The organism is Kribbella sp. NBC_01510, from assembly GCF_045040325.1.
Taxonomy (GTDB): Bacteria; Actinomycetota; Actinomycetes; order Propionibacteriales; family Kribbellaceae; genus Kribbella.
Genome location: NZ_CP109418.1, coordinates 1979013 through 1996303 on the forward strand (window position 1 = coordinate 1979013; position 17291 = coordinate 1996303).

General features: G+C 69.0%; 16 protein-coding genes. 7 read left to right on the forward strand and 9 right to left on the reverse strand.

Going from position 1 to position 17291, the window contains the following annotated elements; translation table 11 throughout:
• Positions 1–63: 63 nt before the first annotated feature.
• From OG558_RS09800 to paaN, 4 genes are all read right to left on the reverse strand, one after another.
• Positions 64–1095, reverse strand: coding sequence for a zinc-dependent alcohol dehydrogenase family protein (locus tag OG558_RS09800; protein WP_405069927.1), 1032 nt, complete (start codon positions 1093–1095; stop codon positions 64–66).
• A gap of 73 nt (positions 1096–1168) precedes the next feature.
• Entirely contained in the window at positions 1169–1690 is a 522-nt protein-coding gene (locus OG558_RS09805) for a flavin reductase family protein (protein WP_405069928.1), read from the reverse strand.
• Positions 1691–1703: 13 nt separating this feature from the next.
• Positions 1704–3086, reverse strand: coding sequence for a serine hydrolase domain-containing protein (locus OG558_RS09810; RefSeq protein ID WP_405069929.1), 1383 nt, complete (start codon positions 3084–3086; stop codon positions 1704–1706).
• Positions 3079–4758 (reverse strand): phenylacetic acid degradation protein PaaN, encoded by a 1680-nt coding sequence (gene paaN, locus OG558_RS09815; RefSeq protein WP_405069931.1) that lies wholly within the window; start codon positions 4756–4758, stop codon positions 3079–3081. The genes OG558_RS09810 and paaN overlap by 8 nt, the downstream gene beginning before the upstream one ends.
• 100 nt (positions 4759–4858) lie before the next feature.
• Here paaN and paaI point away from each other — a divergent pair, with 100 nt between their 5' ends.
• Genes paaI through paaK form a run of 3 tightly spaced genes read left to right on the forward strand, consistent with a single transcriptional unit; the run spans position 4859 to position 7798 of the window.
• A complete protein-coding gene (gene paaI, locus OG558_RS09820; RefSeq protein ID WP_405069933.1) occupies positions 4859–5287 on the forward strand; it encodes a hydroxyphenylacetyl-CoA thioesterase PaaI in 429 nt (142 codons plus the stop codon).
• Positions 5284–6486, forward strand: coding sequence for a 3-oxoadipyl-CoA thiolase (pcaF, locus tag OG558_RS09825; RefSeq protein WP_405069934.1), 1203 nt, complete (start codon positions 5284–5286; stop codon positions 6484–6486). Before paaI ends, pcaF begins: the two co-directional genes overlap by 4 nt.
• A 10-nt stretch (positions 6487–6496) precedes the next feature.
• Entirely contained in the window at positions 6497–7798 is a 1302-nt protein-coding gene (paaK, locus tag OG558_RS09830) for a phenylacetate--CoA ligase PaaK (RefSeq protein WP_405069935.1), read from the forward strand.
• 111 nt (positions 7799–7909) lie between these two features.
• Here paaK and OG558_RS09835 read toward each other — a convergent pair whose 3' ends face one another.
• Positions 7910–8137, reverse strand: a complete 228-nt coding sequence (locus tag OG558_RS09835; RefSeq protein ID WP_405069937.1) for a hypothetical protein — start codon at positions 8135–8137, stop codon at positions 7910–7912.
• 257 nt (positions 8138–8394) lie between these two features.
• Between OG558_RS09835 and OG558_RS09840 the strand changes: the two genes are divergently transcribed.
• From OG558_RS09840 to OG558_RS09850, 3 genes are all read left to right on the forward strand, one after another.
• On the forward strand, positions 8395–8928 hold the full coding sequence (locus OG558_RS09840; RefSeq protein WP_405069938.1) for a DinB family protein: 534 nt from the start codon (positions 8395–8397) through the stop codon (positions 8926–8928).
• The gene (locus OG558_RS09845) at positions 8925–9440 is read left to right on the forward strand and encodes a DinB family protein (RefSeq protein ID WP_329482866.1); all 516 of its coding nucleotides are present in this window, start codon (positions 8925–8927) and stop codon (positions 9438–9440) included. Before OG558_RS09840 ends, OG558_RS09845 begins: the two co-directional genes overlap by 4 nt.
• A 132-nt stretch (positions 9441–9572) precedes the next feature.
• Positions 9573–10199 carry a TetR/AcrR family transcriptional regulator gene (locus OG558_RS09850; RefSeq protein WP_405069939.1) on the forward strand — a complete coding sequence of 209 codons (627 nt, stop codon included), beginning with the start codon at positions 9573–9575 and terminating at the stop codon, positions 10197–10199.
• Positions 10200–10205: 6 nt separating this feature from the next.
• Here the strand turns inward: OG558_RS09850 and OG558_RS09855 are convergent, their stop codons facing one another.
• Positions 10206–13439, reverse strand: a complete 3234-nt coding sequence (locus tag OG558_RS09855) for a BTAD domain-containing putative transcriptional regulator (RefSeq protein WP_405069940.1) — start codon at positions 13437–13439, stop codon at positions 10206–10208.
• Positions 13440–13524: 85 nt separating this feature from the next.
• On the opposite strand from OG558_RS09855, the gene OG558_RS09860 reads away from it, so the two are divergent.
• Positions 13525–14877, forward strand: a complete 1353-nt coding sequence (locus tag OG558_RS09860) for a serine hydrolase domain-containing protein (protein WP_405069941.1) — start codon at positions 13525–13527, stop codon at positions 14875–14877.
• 4 nt (positions 14878–14881) lie between these two features.
• Here OG558_RS09860 and OG558_RS09865 read toward each other — a convergent pair whose 3' ends face one another.
• From OG558_RS09865 to OG558_RS09875, 3 genes are all read right to left on the reverse strand, one after another.
• Positions 14882–15325, reverse strand: coding sequence for a VOC family protein (locus OG558_RS09865; protein WP_405069942.1), 444 nt, complete (start codon positions 15323–15325; stop codon positions 14882–14884).
• Between the two features lie 68 nt (positions 15326–15393).
• Positions 15394–16209 (reverse strand): ABC transporter permease, encoded by an 816-nt coding sequence (locus OG558_RS09870; protein ID WP_329482871.1) that lies wholly within the window; start codon positions 16207–16209, stop codon positions 15394–15396.
• On the reverse strand, positions 16206–17195 hold the full coding sequence (locus OG558_RS09875; RefSeq protein ID WP_405069943.1) for an ATP-binding cassette domain-containing protein: 990 nt from the start codon (positions 17193–17195) through the stop codon (positions 16206–16208). Before OG558_RS09875 ends, OG558_RS09870 begins: the two co-directional genes overlap by 4 nt.
• Between the last annotated feature and the right edge of the window lie 96 nt (positions 17196–17291).

Sequence of the window (17291 nt, forward strand, 5' to 3'; positions counted from 1 at the left end):
CAATGGTGTGAGAGCGCGCACATTCGCGCGCGATCGAGCACACCGCGCAGTCGCGCTGTTCATTCAGGGACGCAGCAGAACCTTGATGGCCCGCCGTTCGTGCATGGCTTTGTAGCCCTCGGCCACTTCTGCCAGCGGCAACTCCGAGTCGAAGACCCGTCCGGGGTTGATCTCACCGGCCAGCACGTCGGCCATCAGATCCGGCAGATAGGCCCGTACCGGCGCCGCTCCACCGGCCAGTCCGACATTGCGCCGGAACATCGTCGGGATCGGCGCCTCGACCCCGTGCGGCACTCCCACGAAGCCGACCGTGGCCCCGGCCCGGGCGACGTCGAACGCGGTCGTCATCGCCTGTCCGGTCCCGACACACTCCAGTACGGCGTCCGCCCCGACCCCACCGGTCAGTTCCAGTACGGCGTCCCGCGCAGCGTCGCCGCGTTCGGAAATGATGTCCGTGGCACCGAATTCCACCGCAAGCTTCTGACGTGGTTCGTGCCGCGACATCGCGACGACCCGCTCGGCACCCATCCGCGCAGCCGCGAGTACGCCGCACAGCCCGACCGCACCGTCGCCGACGACGACGACCGTGTCGCCCGCCTTCACGCGAGCAGCCCGGGCGGCGTGCCAGCCGGTGCCCATCACGTCGGAGAGTGTGAGCAAAGACGGGACGAGCGAATCGTCCGGCACCTCGGGCGTTGCCACCAGCGTGCCATCGGCGCACGGAAGCTTGACGTACTCACCCTGGCCGCCGTCGGCCTGGTCGCTGCCGTAGCCGACCATGTTCTGGCAGGCGGTCTGGTAGCCGGCCAGGCAGTGCGGGCAGGTGCCGTCGCTCACCACGAACGGCGCGATGACGAAGTCGCCGGGTTCGACCGTGCGCACGTCGGCGCCGATCTCCTCGACGATGCCGACGAACTCGTGCCCGATCCGCCGGCCCGGGGTGACCTTGTTCTCCCCGCGGTACGGCCACAGGTCGGACCCACAGATGCACGAGGCAACGACTTTCACCAGTGCGTCGGTCGGCCCGTCGATCTTCGGATCCGGGACGTCTTCCAGCCGGATGTCGTACGGCGCATGAATCGTGGTGGCACGCATGTCGCCAACCATACGCATCCGTTGCGTCCGAAGAAGCGTGGGCTACAGGCCTCGATACTGCGGACGTAACGGGTCAGGAGAGGGTGGTGTAGCGGCCTCGGCGGTGGACCAGGGGTGGGATCTCGTCGGGGCTGAGTTCGACGTGGGCGATCTCCAGTTGGACCTGGAGCGCCCAGCCGACTTCGGGCGGATCAGGTGTGACCAGCGTGCAGCCGGCCCAGGTGCTGACACCGACCGGCGCGGGACCCCACGCGGTGTCGGTCCAGTCGATCAGGCGGAACGGTCCACCCGGCGCGGGAGCGACGTACCCGAACGCGTCGGCGAGCCGTTGATGTGGCGCGCCGAGCAAGGACACGACCGCGGTCCTTGCCTGACGCAACGTTTCCCACAGGTCCGACTCCGCGTCGATCAGCCCGATCACGAACCCCGGCTCGCCGTCGGCGACCAGCATCGACGACACGGTGAGCCCGGCGCGCTCCCCGTCGTACGCCGTCGTCCACAGGCTGACCGGTGACGGCAGTCGCCCGCGGAACCGCCGTACCGGACTCCGCTCGGACTCGGGCGGCAAGAACGGGTGATCGCCGTGGATCGTCATACCCGCACCGTACTTAGGTGACCGTGACGCGATCCGGGAGGGTGAAGCGGTCGAGAGGGTGGGACAGGAGACCGCTGGAGCCGCGGACGGACTCGACCCGGCCGGCTGGGCCGAACGTGAAGCGGTAGGTCTCGCCGTACGACCCGTAGCCGGAGCCGCCCGCGACGCGGAGTTCGTCGCCGTCGGCCTCGAGCGGGGTGGGCTCGGCCGCCGGGTCCCCACCGGCCGGGTCGAGCACGTACAGGCGGCCGCCGAGCAGCGCGATGTCCGCGACACCCCACAGGTTCGCGTACCGGCCGGCGAACCGCTCGAGACCCTCGGACTCACCCCGGTCCTTCGACTCGGCCAGGTCGATGAGCTTCAGCACGGCCTCGGCCAGCTGGCTCGGCTGACCGTCGATCGCGTTGGTCAGCGCAGACACGACCAGCCGGCGCTCACCGTCGACGAGCGTCCTGGTCGCGTGGCCCGGGTACCCGCCGCCGTGACCGAACACATCCCGGTCGCCGACCTTCGTCACGGACAGACCGAGCCCGTACCGCGCCTTGCCGTCCTCGCTTGTCGTCCACAGCGGGTGCCGCATCTCCCGCTTCGACCGGTCCGACAGCAGTCGGTCGTCACCCGGCAGATGCGCGGAGAAGTACGCCACGAGGTCACGGGCGTTGCCGAAGAACCCGGTCGCCGAGGCCAGTGCGTGCGTGTCGACGTGCTCGATCGGCACGCGGGTGTCGGCGTACGTCAGGGCGCTGTAGCCGGCGGCGTACTCGTCCAGCCGGTCCGGATCCAGCTCCGGGCCGAGGCCCGAGAGCCCGAGCTTGTCCACGATCGCGGTCTGGACATACGCGTTGTACGACGTGCCGGCCGCCGCCTCGACGACGAGACCGAGCAGGCCGTAGCCGATGTTCGAGTACTTGAAGCGGTCGTTCTCCGCGATCACGGCCGAGGTCTCGTGCCGCAGTACCTCGAGCAACTGGTCCCGGTCCGGGAAGCTCGTCGCCAGCTGCCACCAGTCGGCTTCGAGGCCGTCCCGGGTGACACCGCCGGCGTGGGCCAGCAGCTCACGGATGGTCCGCTCGCCGAGCGGCGTACCGACGATCTCGGTGACGTGCTGCTCCGCCTTGTCGTCCAGCCGCAACCGGCCCCGCTCGACCAGTTGGAACACGGCCGTCGCCGTGAATGTCTTCGAGTGGGACGCGATCCGGAACAGGTGCTGCTCGGTCAGCGGCACGGCGTTCTCGACGTCGGCGAGACCGTAGGCGCCGGAGAACGCGATGCCCTCTCCGGCGTACACAGCGACCTGGATCCCGGGGATCCGCTGATAGCGCTGGTTGAACGCCAGCCAGCTGTCGTAGTAGGTGAGCGCTTCGCGCAGGTTCTCCGGATCCATGGCCTCAGACATGACGCCTAGATTGAATGACGCGGAAGCGGCTCGCAACGTAAGCGCCGTCGGTGTATGTCGCATTGGCGGCCGGATTCGCGCCAGTACCGTGGAAATCGCTGAAAGCAGCCGATTGATTGACGAACACCTGACCGGTCAGGTTCTCCGACAGGGCTACGCCGGCGTCGAGTGCGGCCTCGCGGGCCTCGTCGAGCACCTTCGCGTCGGTCGAGTAGATCCCGGCCGTCATCGCGCCGCCCTCGGTGACCGTGGTCCGGAACAGCTCGATCGACTCGTTGGTGTCGGCCGTCTTGACCAGGAATGAGACCGGCCCGAAGCACTCGCGCCCGTACACCTCCGCGTCCTTGGCGTCGATCGCGACCAGCAGCGGCGTACGGACCACGGCGTCCGGGAAGGCGGGGTGCTGGATCGCCCGCGACTCCAGGACGACATCGCCGTACTCGGGAGCGAGCTCGAGCCGGCTGATCACTGCCTGGTTCACGATGCCGCCGAGGATCTCGACCGCGCGCGCGTCGTCGCCGAGCAGCTTGCTCATCGCTGTGGCGATCCCGGCGCCGACCTCCTCGAAGGACTTGTGTCCCTCGTCGGTCTCGATCCCGCCGGCCGGGACGAAGAGGTTCTGGGTGGTGGTGCACATCTGGCCCGAGTAGAGGGACAGAGTGAAGGCCAGGTTCCCTGTCAACGCTTTGAAGGCGTCGGTGGAGTCGATGATGACCGCGTTGACGCCAGCCTTCTCGGTGAACACGGTTGCCTGGGTCGCGTTCTGCTCCAGCCACTCGCCGAACTCGGTCCCGCCGGTGAAGTCGATCAGCTTCACCTCGGGCCGGGTCGCCAGCGGCTTGGCCAGGCCGTCGCCGGCCCGCTCGACGGCCAGGGTGGCCAGGTTCGGGTCGAAGCCGGCCTCGGCGAGCACCTCGCGGCAGACGTCGACCGTGATCGCCAGCGGCAGGACCGCGAGCGGATGCGGCTTGACCACCACGGCGTTGCCGGTGACGAGGGAGGCGAACAGGCCGGGCCAGGAGTTCCAGGTCGGGAAGGTGTTGCAGCCGATGACCAGCGCGACGCCGCGGCCGGTGACCGTGAACGTCTTCTCCATCCGGATCGGGTCACCCTTGGCCGGCTTCTCCCAGACGGCCTCGGCCGGGTAGCGGTTCATCTCCTCGTACGCGTACGCGACCGCCTCGAGGGCGCGGTCCAGCGCGTGCGCGCCGCCGGCCTGGAACGCCATCACAAACGCTTGACCACTGGTGTGCTGGACCGCGTTGGCCAGCTCGAAGACCCGCTTGTGCAGCCGGTCGAGGATCTCCAGCGTGACCCCGGTGCGGGCGTCGATGCCGGCCCGGCGCCAGTCCGCCAGACCCTGCTGGGCCGCCGCGAGCAGGTCGTCCAGCCCGTCCTCGACGGTCCGCGGGTAGGAGACGTCCATGGTGATCCCGTACGGCGACTGCTCGGTGACGACCGTGCCCCGCGAACCCGGTGTCTCGACCGCGTACGTCGTACCCAGATGAGCCTCGAACGCGGTCTTGCCGTCGGCGGCCGCGGTCTCGCCGTACACCCGGGGGCTGGGCGACTCGGGGAAGGCGGAGAAGTAGCCGCGCCCGTGGATCGCTTTCAGGGCATCGTCGAGTCGCTCGCGGTGGGTGGCGAGCAGGTCGGTGCCGGTCGTGGTCATGAGATGCGCTCCAAGCCTCGGGGTCTCACCAGTGATGTTACAGTCGTTGACGCAATCGTCGGTAGGGTGTCACAAGCCAACTTCACGATCGGGCAGATCTATGGGTGATGAGCTCGCCGGCCGGGTGGCCGCGGCGATGTGGGCGGAGGACACCGCCAGCGCCGGCCTGGGCATGCGGCTGGTGGATGTCGGTGAGGGTACGGCGCGGGTCGAGATGCCGGTTCGCGAGGACATGGTCAACGGCCACGGGATCGCGCATGGTGGGTTCGTGTTCAGTCTCGCCGACTCGGCGTTCGCGTTCGCCTGCAACTCGCGCAACCACGTCACCGTCGCGCAGGCCTGCGACATCGTCTTCGTCGCCCCGGCCCAGCGCGGGGACCTGCTCGTCGCCGAGGCTCAGGAGCGGACGTCGTTCGGCCGGAACGCGATCTACGACGTGACGGTCCGCCGCGGCGACGACGTGATCGCCGAGTTCCGCGGCCGCAGCCGCCAGTTGTCCGGCACGATCATCCCCCCGGAGGAATCATGAGCCGTGAGGCGTTTCTGGTGGACGGCGTCCGTACGCCGATCGGCCGGTACGGCGGTGCGCTGTCCGCGGTGCGCCCCGACGACCTGGCGGCGCACGTCGTCTCGTCGTTGCTGAACCGGCAGGCCGTCGACCCCGACCTCATCGACGACGTGATCCTCGGCTGCGCGAACCAGGCCGGCGAAGACAACCGGAACGTGGGCCGGATGGCGGTGCTGCTGTCAGGATTGCCTGTCTCGGTGCCCGGTACGACGATCAACCGGCTGTGTGGATCGGGTCTGGACGCGGTCGCCTCGGCGGCCCGGTCGATCATTGCCGGGGACAACGACATCGTCATCGCGGGCGGGGTCGAGTCGATGTCGAGGGCACCTTTTGTGATGCCGAAGGCAACGACCGCGTTCTCGCGGCAGGCCGAGATCTTCGACACCACGATCGGCTGGCGGTTCGTGAATCCGGCGCTCAAGGCGCAGTACGGGATCGACTCGATGCCGGAGACAGCTGAGAACGTCGCTGAGGACTTTGGAATCTCCCGTGCGGACCAGGATCTGTTCGCGCTGCGGAGTCAGCAGCGGGCGGCCAAGGCGCAGGCGAACGGGCGACTGTCCGAAGAGATCGTGGCGGTCGACGTGCCGGGCAAGCGTGGCGCGATCACCGTCGTCGACACCGACGAGCATCCGCGCGAGACGTCCTTGGAGGCTCTGGCGGCGTTGAAGACTCCGTTCCGCTCTCCCGGGACAGTCACTGCCGGCAACGCGTCCGGGGTGAACGACGGCGCGGCCGCGCTGCTCGTGATGAGCGGCGACGCGGTCGAGCAGCACGGTATGACACCGCTGGCCCGGATCGTCGGTACGGCGGCCGCCGGTGTGCCGCCGCGGATCATGGGCATCGGCCCGGCGCCCGCCACCCGCAAGCTCCTCGACCGCACCGGTGTCGCACTGTCCGACATCGGCGTGATCGAACTGAACGAGGCGTTCGCCTCGCAGTCCCTCGCCGTACTGCGCGAGCTCGGGCTGCCCGACGACGCCGACCACGTCAACCCGAACGGCGGCGCCATCGCCCTCGGCCACCCACTGGGGATGTCCGGCGCCCGCCTCGCTCTCACCGCCGCCCTGGAGCTTCGCCACCGCGACGCCGGGTACGCGCTCGCCACCATGTGCATCGGCGTAGGCCAGGGCATCGCGACCCTGCTCGCCCGTCCCTAGGAGAGTTCCAATGCTCGGTGATGCGTTGCCCGAGGAACTGCGTGACGCCGGCGAGCGGCTGTCCGTCGACGAGCTCCGGTCCCGTCAGCTGTCGTTGCTGCAGTCAACGATCAGGACGGCGTACTCGCGGGTCCCGCACTACCGGGCCGCGTTGGACGGCGTGGGATTCGCGCCGGATGACTTCAAATCGCTCGAGGACCTGAGCCGGTTGCCGTTCACCGCGAAGAATGATCTGCGGGACAACTATCCGTTCGGGATGTTCGCCGTACCGCAGTCCGAGGTGGCGCGGGTGCATGCGTCGTCGGGTACGACGGGACGGCCGACCGTGGTCGGGTACACGAAGCGGGATCTGGACAACTGGGCCGACCTGATGGCCCGGTCGATCCGGGCGGCCGGCGGGCGTGCGGGCGATGTGTGTCATGTTGCCTATGGCTACGGTCTGTTCACCGGCGGACTCGGCGCGCATTACGGAGCCGAGCGGCTCGGGTGCACCGTCGTACCGGTGTCCGGCGGGATGACCGAGCGGCAGGTCGACCTGATCCGGGACTTCGGGGCCCGGATCATCATGGTCACCCCGTCGTACTTCCTGGCCATCGTGGACGAGATGGAGGCGCGTGGGCTCGATCCACAGGACACGTCGTTGCGGATCGGCATCTTCGGCGCCGAGCCGTGGACCGAGCAGATGCGCACCGAGGTGGAGCAGCGGACCGGCATCCACGCGGTCGACATCTACGGGCTGTCCGAGGTGATGGGTCCGGGCGTCGCGCAGGAATGCGTCGAGACGAAAGACGGGCTGCACATCTGGGAGGACCACTTCTACCCGGAGATCATCGACCCGGTCACCGGCGAGGTCCTGCCCGAAGGCTCCGAGGGCGAGCTCGTCTTCACCACGCTGACCAAGGAAGCCTTCCCGGTCATCCGCTACCGCACCCGCGACCTGACCCGCCTCCTCCCCGGCACCGCCCGCCCCGGCATGCGCCGCATGGAGAAGATCACCGGCCGCACCGACGACATGATGATCGTCCGCGGCGTCAACGTCTTCCCCACCCAGATCGAAGAACAGATCCTCCTCGTCGACGGCCTGACCCCGCACTATCTGTGCGTCTTGACCCGCCCGGGCCGCCTCGACGAGCTCACCGTCCAAGTCGAAGCCGCCCCCGGCCTCACCAGCCGTTCAGCGGCCGCCGCCCACCTGGCGCAGCGTGTGAAGGAGCGCGTCGGCGTTACGGTCTCCGTCGAGGTCGTCGACCCCCACGCCCTGGAACGCTCCCTCGGCAAGGCCAAACGCATCAAGGACAACCGCAAGACCTAGCCGTGCAGCTCGACAGGTAGTGCACTGCCCGAACGCCGTACGCATCTCAATCGCAGGCAGAGGTGCACTAGGTAATCACCCCGTACTACCTGTTCAGCTGCACGGAACCCGCTAGAGGAGAGGTTGCACCCGGGCCGGGGCGCGGCGGGCTTTGCGGACGGCGGGTGGGCGGATGTGGGGGCGGACCAGGGCCTCGACCTCGTAGTCCTCGAGGGCGAACTTGGTGGCTATCTCGCGGTACGACGAACCCGTGCGGACGTGGTCGACAACGTCTTCGACGGGACGTCGGAGCCTTCGACGCGTGTAGAGCGGCAGGTCGAACCGTGGTCCACGTCTCACCTCTTCGCGCGATGCGGGCGCCCTCCCCCGAGCATGCCAGCCCCTTGGATCCACTTTGGGCACACACCAACCGATTCGCGGGGTGAAAAGTGGTTGGTGGGTGCTCAAGGTGGGTGTACGTTTCTCGTGCCGGTGGGCTCGACACCCCCGGCGGCGGAGAGGAGGTGAGCGCGATGTCGAGTCACAATGTCGTGCTGCCCGTCCGCCGTACCCGCGGCTGAGGCCGGGTGGCTCCTCATCAGTACAGGAGCTTTCGAATGACCGAAGTACAGCGTCCGCCGCTGACCGCCGACGAGCGGGTCCAGCTGATCGGATGGCTCGACCTGCAGCGTTCCTTCGTCCGGATGAAGTGCGAAGGGCTCAATGAAGAAGATGCCCACAGCAAGGTCCTGGACACCTCGCCGCTGATGACGATGGCGGGTCTCGTGGCGCACCTGCGCTGGAACGAGTACTCGTGGTTCCAGCTCAACCTCATAGGCGTCCCGAACACCGGGCAGACCCCGTGGACCGAGGGCGGTCACGACGACGCCGAGATGTTCGTCGACGACATCCCGCTCGCCCAGTTGCTCGACGACTACGACGCCGAGTGCAAGCGATCCAACCAGACCATCGCCGGGCTCCCGCTCGATGCCGTGGAACAGGGCCCGTACGCCGCCAAGGGTGAGGCCGCCTCACTCCGCTACATCCTCTGCCACATGCTCGAGGAGACAGCGCGCCACCTGGGGCACATGGACATCATCAGAGAGCTCGTCGACGGCAAGACCGGCTACACGAAGATGAGCGAAGCATGAGGCCGCCACTGACCGCCGACGAGCGGACCCAGTTGACCGGCTGGCTCGACCACCTCCGGTCGCTCGTCCGGACGAAGTGCGAAGGCCTGAGCGAAGCGGACGCGCACCGGAAGGTGCTGCCGACCTCACCGCTGATGACGGTGGCAGGTCTGGTCTCCCATCTGCGCTGGGTCGAGTACTCCTGGTTCACCCAGAACCTCCTGGGTACGCCGGACCACGGCGAGACCCCGTGGACCGAGGGCGGCCACGTCGACGCGGAGATGTTCGTGGACGACGTACCGCTCACCCAACTGCTCGACGACTACGACGCCGAGTGCGCGCGATCCAACGAGATCCTCGCCGGCGTCTCGCTCGACGACGTGGAGCGGGTCTCCTTCCGGGAGTCCGGCGCGGCGGCGTCGACGCGCTACATCCTGTGTCACATGATCGAGGAGACCGCCCGTCATCTCGGCCACCTCGACATCATCCGGGAACTCCTGGACGGCGCGACCGGCTACGAACGGATGAACTGAGACCGTTTGCCCGGACAGTCTTCGCGGAACTCACCTCCGCGAAGACTGCCGCCGGCCGGAACCCGGTTACACCCGCGCCGAAGGGTGGATAGGATATCCGGCATCTGGCACGGGGTAGCGACAAGAGGTGTGATGAGGGAACCCTCCGTACGCCGTTATTCCGGGCGATCCGTCGAGGAGTGGAAGGCCGCGCGCCGGGAACGGTTGCTGGCTGCGGCACTGGAGTTGTTCGGGACCGAGGGCTATCCGGCGACCTCCGTGGAACGCCTGTGCACACAGGCGAAAGTGTCCACCCGGCACTTCTACCACGAGTTCCAGAACAAGGAGGCAGTGCTGCTCGCGGTGCACGCGCAGGTGATCGAGCTGGCCGTCCGGACCACCGGCGACGCGCTGCGCCGGACCGCCGACCGGCCGGTCCGGGAGCGGATCATCGCCGCCGTCGACGGCTACCTGCGGACGATCATGACCGACCTGCGCCGGGCCAAGATCTCGTTCGTCGAGGTGGTCGGCACGAGCCCCGCGGTCGAGGATCAGCGGATCGCGTTCCGGGAACTGCTGATCGGGAGTGTGCGGGACCTGGGCGACGCGGCGGTGGAGCGGGGAGAGATCAAGCGCAAGGACTTCCGGTTCCTCGGGCTGGCGTTCTTCGGTGCGGTCAACACCGTGGTCTACGACTGGATGCTGGCCGATCCGCGACCACCCGAGCAGAACGTGCAGGACTCGTTGCGCGAGCTGGCGGTCCAGCTGATCACGAGCTGACCGGCGTCACGACGAGCTGAGGCGCTTGCGGAGCTCCGCCACGGCCTCTTCCGTGGTCAGCGCCGCGCCGGCGTCGTACGCCGCGTCGAACGCTTCGTTGCCCAAGGCATCATGCAGCCGGTCGTAGGTGCTCCGGACGTCGGCGTCCGGGACCGTTCGCATGCCGCGCATCGCCGCCGCCAGCCCCAGTGTGCGCGCGGCCTGCTCGGTCTCTCCGGCCCGCAACTGCACGTCCGCGGAGGCCTCGATGATGATCGAGGCCAGCGGCATGTCCTCGGTGGTGAGGGCGAGTTCGACCGCATGCCGGTCGTAGCGCTGGGCCGTCTCGAGCTCGTCCCTGGCGACGTGCACCCGGCTCAGGTTGGCCAGCAGCATCGCCTGGCCGTGCGGCGCCATCCGCTCTGCCTCGAGGTCGAGCATCGAGTACGCGCGTTCCGCGAGTTCCTTGGCCTCGTCCAGCCGGCCGGTCCGGCGGGCGATCCGCGACATCCCCAGGTAGCCGAGCGCCTGGCCGGCACGGGATCCGGTCTCCTCGGACAACTGCATGGCGCGCTCCAGGTCCGCGCGGGCGCCGTCGAGGTCACCGAGCTCGATCCGGCTGGCCGCGCAGGAGCCCAGCAGTTGCGCGAGGCCCTCGGTGGTGCCGAGCTCCTCGACCAGCCGGATCGCCTCGTGCAGTGAGGCGAGAGCGCCCTCGTGGTCGCCGAGATTGCCTTGGTAGCTGGCCTGCCCGCGCAGCGCCAGCGACGTACCGAACCGGTCGCCGATCGCCCGGAAACCCTCGAGCGCGATGGCCAGGTCGGCCGCCATCTGCTCGACCTCGCCGTCGTTCTCGCGGAACATCGCCGTCATCATCACGCCCATGTTCCGGGTCCACGGGTCATCGTGCTCACGCGCCGCCTCGAGCGCCCGGAAACACCCGGCCTTGTCCCGCCGGATCGCCGCCCACACCGCATTGGTGAACAGGCCGACCCCGGACTCCGCGACCTGCGCGTGCCGCCGGCTGAGCCAGCGGACCTCGGCCAGTCCGCGGATCACCCGGGGGAACGACCCGGCCTGGTCGTCACCACTGGACAAGGTGCCGAGCGAGAGCAGCATCACCGCCGTCGCCCGGTCGATCGGAGAACTCGGACCAGGTACGGCGAGAGCCGCCTGCATCCAGTTGACCGCCTCGGCCGGACGGCCACTCATGTTCCAGTACTCACCCAGCGCGGCGACCATCTGGACCGCGCTCCGCGCCGAGCCGCTGTCGATCGCGGTCCGGAGCGCGTCGAGCAGATTCTCGTTGTCGGCGGTCAGCCGGGCGATCCACTGGATCTGTTCGCCGGTGAACAGCTTCGGCCGGGCCCGCCGCAGCATCCGGCTGAAGTACGTCGTATGCGCGTGCCGGAACCGGTCGTACTCACCCGAGTCCTTCAACTGCTCAGCGCCGTACGCGCGGACTGTCTCGAGCATGCGGTAACGCACCGACCGGTCGTCGGCCGCGGCCTCGACGAGCGATTTGTCGACAAGTGACGCGAGCACACCGAGGATGGCCTCGGCCGGGAGGTCGTCGTCGCTGCAGACCTGCTCGGCCGCGTCCAAAGTGGCACCGCCGGAGAACAGCGACAGCCGTCGGGCGACCGCCTGCTCGTCCCGATCGAGTAGGTCCCAGCTCCATTCGACCACCGCTCGCAGGGTCTGGTGCCGGGGTAGTGCGGTCCGCGAACCGCTGGTCAGCAGGCGGAACCGGTCGGTCAGCCGATCGACGATCGCGAGTGGAGTGAGCGCCCGGAGCCGCGCCGCCGCCAGCTCGATCGCGAGCGGCATCCCGTCCAGCCGTCGGCAGATCTCGGCGACCGCCTCGCGGTTGCCGTCGGTGAGCTCGAAGTCGGGCCGAACCGCGCGGGCGCGGTCGACGAACAACTGCATCGCCGGGTACTCGTCGTCCAGGCTGTGCTCCGGCGGCAGGCCGAGCGGACCGACCGGGTGCAGGTGCTCGCCTTGAATGCTCAGCGGCTCACGGCTGGTCGTCAGTACCCGAAGCCTCGGACACGCGGCGAGCAGGGAGTCGACGAGTCCGGCGACCTCCGCCACCAGATGCTCGCAGTTGTCGAGGACGAGCAGGATCCGGCGGTCGCCTATCACCTCGACCAGTCGCAGCGTCGCGGCCCGGCTGGTCGGGAACGGCTTGCTGAACGTCCTAGGCGGCAGGTCGACGTACTCACTCGCGCCCAGCGTGGACAGCACCGCGGGCGCCACATCGGCGGCGTCACCGAGCGGTGCGAGCTCCACGAACCAGATGCCGTCGCCACTGTGGTCCACCAGCGTCCGGCCGGTCTCCGTCGCCAGTCTGGTCTTCCCGGCGCCACCGGGGCCGACCATGGTGACCAGGCGGGTCCCGTTGCTGAGCAGCCGCGTCAGCTCGGCTACGTCGTCACGCCGGCCGACGAAGCTGGTCATCGGCGCCCTGAGGTTGCTGCGCGGCGCCGACGGCGCTGCGACGGGTACGGCGGTCGCCTTGGCTACCGGGTCGAGCGAGTCCCCGCGGAGTACGGCGACATGCAGCTCGCGGAGGCGAGTGCCCGGATCTGCACCGAGCTCGTCGGCGAGAGTGGTCCGGACACGTTCGTACGCCGCCAACGCCTCGGCTTGCCGGCCATCGGCGTACAGGGCTCTGATCAGGAGTTCGTGGAGGCGCTCGCGGAGCGGGTGAGCTGCGACCAGGTGTTCGAGCTCGGTGATCACTTCGCGGGCGTGGCCGCAGGTGACGGCGGCTTCGGCCAGATCCTCGGCCGCGGCGAGCCTGAGCTCGGCCAGGCGGTCCGCCTCGATTGCGGCGAACGGCAGGTCGCGCAGGTCGGTGAGCGCCTCACCACGCCAGAGCCGCTCGGCCTGGGTGAGCAGCGTGTGCGCCTGCTCAGGGTCGGACGCGAGCAGCCCGCGACCACGCCGTACGAGGTCCTCGAACTGGAGGGCGTCGACACAGTCCGGACCGATGGTCAGCGTGTAGCCGGCCGGGCCCGACTGGACCGAGATGCTCGACTCGGTCACCGGGAGGCTCGCGCGCAGACGGGACACCAGCGACTGCAGCGCGTTCGCGCTCGGGGCCTCGCTGCCCCACAGACCGTCGACCAGCGTCTCGACGCTCACCGGGCGGCCGGCGCTCAACGCGAGCCGTGCGAGCAAGCCGCGCAGCCGGACTCCGCGGACGTCCAGCGGAGTCCCGTCAGCCGCCCACATCGCGAGAGGCCCAAGCACCGCTATGCGCACTCCACCAGCGTCGCACATGACCCGTCCCAACACCCCTGCCTTTTGTCATTTGGTTCCCTTAAGGTCAGGGTTCGTGACAGATATCGCCGCGCAGACGCAGACCGCCCTTTCTCGCATCGTTGCCGACCGTCAGGCCAAAGGCCGGGTCCCCGGAGTGGTGGGCGCCGTCGCCCGCGCGGGGTCGCTGGCCTGGTCGACCGGCGTCGGGTCGGCCGACCTGGAGAGTCCGGGCGTGCCACCGACAGCCGACTCGCAGTTCCTGATCGCGTCGCAGAGCAAGACGCTGACCGCGGTCGCGGTGATGGCGCTGCGCGACGAGGGCAAGCTGAGCCTCGACGACACCGTCGAGAAGCTGATCCCGGAGAGCAAGCACGAGGGCATCACCGTCCGGCAGATGCTCAGCCACGCCAGCGGAATGCAGCGCGAGCCGGTCGGCGACGTCTGGGACCTGATGGAGTTCCCGGACCGCGCCGAGCTGGTCTCGGGCTGGAACGAGGCCGAGCGGGTCGGCAAGCCGCACCACCGGTTCCACTACTCGAACCTCGTCTTCTCGCTGCTCGGTGAGATCGTCGCCCGGCTCGACGGACGGCCCTGGTACGACGCGATCAAGGCCCGGATCCTCGACCCGCTGGAGATGCGCCGGACCACGGTCGGGATGGACGGCGGACCGGCCGCCACCGGGTACTACGTGCCGCCGTTCTCCGACGTACCGGTGCAGGAGCCGCTGCTGAACCTCGGCGCGATGGACGCGTGCGGCGGGCTCGCTTCGACGGCTGCGGATCTGGCGAAGTGGGCCATGTTCGTCGCCAACCCGATCGACGAGGTGCTGTCGAAGGACACCCTGGACGAGATGTGCCAGGTGCAGATCATGGCCGACGTGGACCGGTGGCAGCTCGCCTTCGGGCTCGGGTTCATGATCCTGCGCCGCGGCGACCGCTTGTTCGTCGGCCATGACGGCGGGATGCCGGGTCACATCACGTCGACGTTCGTGCACCGCGAGTCGGGTACGGCGGGGATCGCGCTGTTCGGCGCCACCTCGTCCCCCGCACCGAGCGCGCTGGCCACGGACCTGGTCATCAAGGTCCTCGAGGACGACCCGCTGCCCACCGAGCCGTGGGTCCCCGGCACCGCCGTCCCGCCGGAGCTCGCCGGCGTCCTCGGCACCTGGTTCTCCGAGGGCAACCCGTTCGTCTTCTCGGTCAAGAACGGCACCCTCCAGGCCAAGTCCCCAGCAGCAGCCGAGTACCAGGCACCGGCCGTCTTCGAACGGATCTCCGAGGACGTCTACCGCACCATCTCCGGCCGTGAACGCGGCGAACTCCTCCGCATCACCCGCACCCCCGACGGCACCCCCGAAAAGTTGCACTGGGCAACCTACCTCTGCACCCGCCAACCCCTCGCCTTCGCCGACCTCACCACCGCCTGAGGAGTCAGACGATGCAGAACTCGTTGCCTTCTGGGTCGTGCATCCAGAGGTGGTCGAGGGTGGTGGTGTTGTCGACGGGGACCTCGCGGACGAGGGTGGCGCCGGCGGTGAGGAGGGACTCGGCGGTGGCGCGGATGCGTTGTTCGCGGAGGTGCTGGGGTTCGGCGCGGCCGCCGCTGACCTGGAGGTCGAGGTGGAGGCGGTTCTTCGCCGTGCGCGGTTCGGGGACCTTGAGGAAGGAGAGGGCGGGGAGTATGCCAGTCGGATCGGTGATGCTCGCGCCGTCGTTCCACTCGTCCGCGGGGACGTTCTGGTCGGTGAGGAACGCTTCCCAGCTGTCCCAGCCCTTCGGCGGATCCGCGTCCACATAGCCGAGCGCCGTACACCAGAACCGCGCCACCAGCGCCGGGTCGGCGCAGTCGATCGTGATCGTCCACTTCGTCGTCATGCCGCCCACTCTCGCGGACGGCACGGACAAAAGGGCGCCGGGGAAGTTCCCCGGCGCCCCAGGATCGGTCAGGTACGGCGGCGGTAGGCGCGGATCGCCAGCGGGGCGAAGACCGCGACCAGCCCGACCATCCAGGCCAGCGTGATCAGCAGCGGCTTCTGCAGATCGCCGCCCAGCATCAGGGCCCGCATCGTGTCGACCAGATACTTCACCGGGTTCACCTTCACGAACGCCTGCAGAAAGCCCGGCAGCGTGCTGGTCTGGACGAACACGTTGCTGCCGAAGGTGAGCGGGAACATCACCAGGAACGCGACGCCCTGCACACCCTGCGCGGTCTTCAGCGACAGCCCGAGCCACACCCAGATCCAGCACATCGACAGCGCGAACAGCAGCACGATCACCAGCGCCAGCAGCCCGTTGCCGATCCCGTTCTGGAACCGGAACCCGAGCGCGAACCCGGTCCCCATCAGGATCACGATCGACAGCGTGTACCGCACGGCGTCCCCGAGAACGGCGCCGACCAACGGCGCGATCCGTGCGATCGGCAGACTGCGGAACCGGTCGAACACGCCCTTGGCGAAGTCGTCGTTCAGCGCCACCCCGGTGCCCATCGTGGAGAACACCACGGTCTGCACCAGCAGCCCCGGCAGCAGGTACGGCAGATAGTCGTGCCAGGTCCCGCCCTGGGCGATCGCGCCGCCGAAGACGAACAGGAACAGCACCAGGAAGATGATCGGCTGGAACGTCACGTCCGCCAGGGCTTCGGGGTTCTGCCGGATCCGGACGATGTTGCGCCACGCCAGCGTCAGGCTCTGCTGCACCCAGGCGAACGGATTGGTACGGCGGCCCGCGTGGGCCGGTGTGTCAGCTACAGCGATGCTCATCGAGCCGCTCCTTCCAGGACAGTGTCGAACTTCTTCTCTTCGGCGGTGTGCCCGGTGAGGGCGAGGAAGACCTCGTCCAGGCTGGGCAGCCGCAGGGCCAGCTCGGTGACGGCGATGCCTTCCTCGTCGAGGCGGCGGACCACCACCGGCATCGACGTACCGTCGGTCACCGGCGCGCTGACCCGGGCGTTCACCACGTCCACGGTCGGGCGGACGCCGACCGACTCGGCGACGATGGCCGCGACTCGCTCGAGGTGCGCCGGCTCGGCCGGGCTGACGTCCAAGGACTGTTTGCCGGCCTGCGCCTTCAGCTCGGCCGGCCGCCCGGAGGCGACCACCTTGCCCTTGTCGAACACCATGATCGAGTCGGCCAGCGCGTCGGCCTCCTCCAGGTACTGCGTGGTGAGGAGCACCGTGGTCCCGTCGAGTACCAGGTTGCGGATCGTCTCCCAGACGCCGTTGCGGGCGTGCGGGTCGAGACCGGTGGTGGGCTCGTCCAGGTACAGGATGCTCGGGTGGCCGACCAGGCTGGCGGCCAGGTCGAGGCGCCGGCGCATACCGCCGGAGTACGTCTTGGCGATCCGGTCACCGGCGTCGGTCAGCTCGAACCGCTCGAGCAGCTCGAGGGCGCGAGCCCGGGACTGCTCCCGCGAGTACCCGAGCAGCCGGCCGATCATGATCAGGTTCCGGCGGCCGGACATGTCCTCGTCGACCGAGGCGTACTGCCCGGTCAGCCCGATGATGCCGCGCACCTTGCCCGCGTCCCGGACGACGTCGTACCCGCCGACCGTGGCGTGGCCGGCGTCGGGCCGGAGCAAGGTGCCGAGGATGCGGACCGCCGTGGTCTTGCCGGCGCCGTTGGGGCCGAGGACGCCGAGGACGGTGCCGGTCGGCACACTCAGGTCGACGCCGGCCAGGGCGGTGGTATTGCCATATTTCTTGACCAAGCCGGTTGCCTCGATGGCGACCTGGTTCGTTGTGGTCATCGGTTCCTCCCAGTGGACTCACTTCACTGGGACTACCGTGCGGCACCGCTCTGGCACCGCCCTGGCACTCGGCTGTCAGCCCATCTCAGCGGGCTG

Bases quoted from the DNA above. Each gene is read 5' to 3' on its own strand.
- OG558_RS09800 (WP_405069927.1), bottom strand. From the start codon at position 1,095: ATGCGTGCCACCACGATTCATGCGCCGTACGACATCCGGCTGGAAGAC.
- OG558_RS09805 (WP_405069928.1), bottom strand. From the start codon at position 1,690: ATGACGATCCACGGCGATCACCCGTTCTTGCCGCCCGAGTCCGAGCGG.
- OG558_RS09810 (WP_405069929.1), bottom strand. From the start codon at position 3,086: ATGTCTGAGGCCATGGATCCGGAGAACCTGCGCGAAGCGCTCACCTAC.
- paaN (WP_405069931.1), bottom strand. From the start codon at position 4,758: ATGACCACGACCGGCACCGACCTGCTCGCCACCCACCGCGAGCGACTC.
- paaI (WP_405069933.1), top strand. From the start codon at position 4,859: ATGGGTGATGAGCTCGCCGGCCGGGTGGCCGCGGCGATGTGGGCGGAG.
- pcaF (WP_405069934.1), top strand. From the start codon at position 5,284: ATGAGCCGTGAGGCGTTTCTGGTGGACGGCGTCCGTACGCCGATCGGC.
- paaK (WP_405069935.1), top strand. From the start codon at position 6,497: ATGCTCGGTGATGCGTTGCCCGAGGAACTGCGTGACGCCGGCGAGCGG.
- OG558_RS09840 (WP_405069938.1), top strand. From the start codon at position 8,395: ATGACCGAAGTACAGCGTCCGCCGCTGACCGCCGACGAGCGGGTCCAG.
- OG558_RS09845 (WP_329482866.1), top strand. From the start codon at position 8,925: ATGAGGCCGCCACTGACCGCCGACGAGCGGACCCAGTTGACCGGCTGG.
- OG558_RS09850 (WP_405069939.1), top strand. From the start codon at position 9,573: ATGAGGGAACCCTCCGTACGCCGTTATTCCGGGCGATCCGTCGAGGAG.
- OG558_RS09865 (WP_405069942.1), bottom strand. From the start codon at position 15,325: ATGACGACGAAGTGGACGATCACGATCGACTGCGCCGACCCGGCGCTG.
- OG558_RS09870 (WP_329482871.1), bottom strand. From the start codon at position 16,209: ATGAGCATCGCTGTAGCTGACACACCGGCCCACGCGGGCCGCCGTACC.
- OG558_RS09875 (WP_405069943.1), bottom strand. From the start codon at position 17,195: ATGACCACAACGAACCAGGTCGCCATCGAGGCAACCGGCTTGGTCAAG.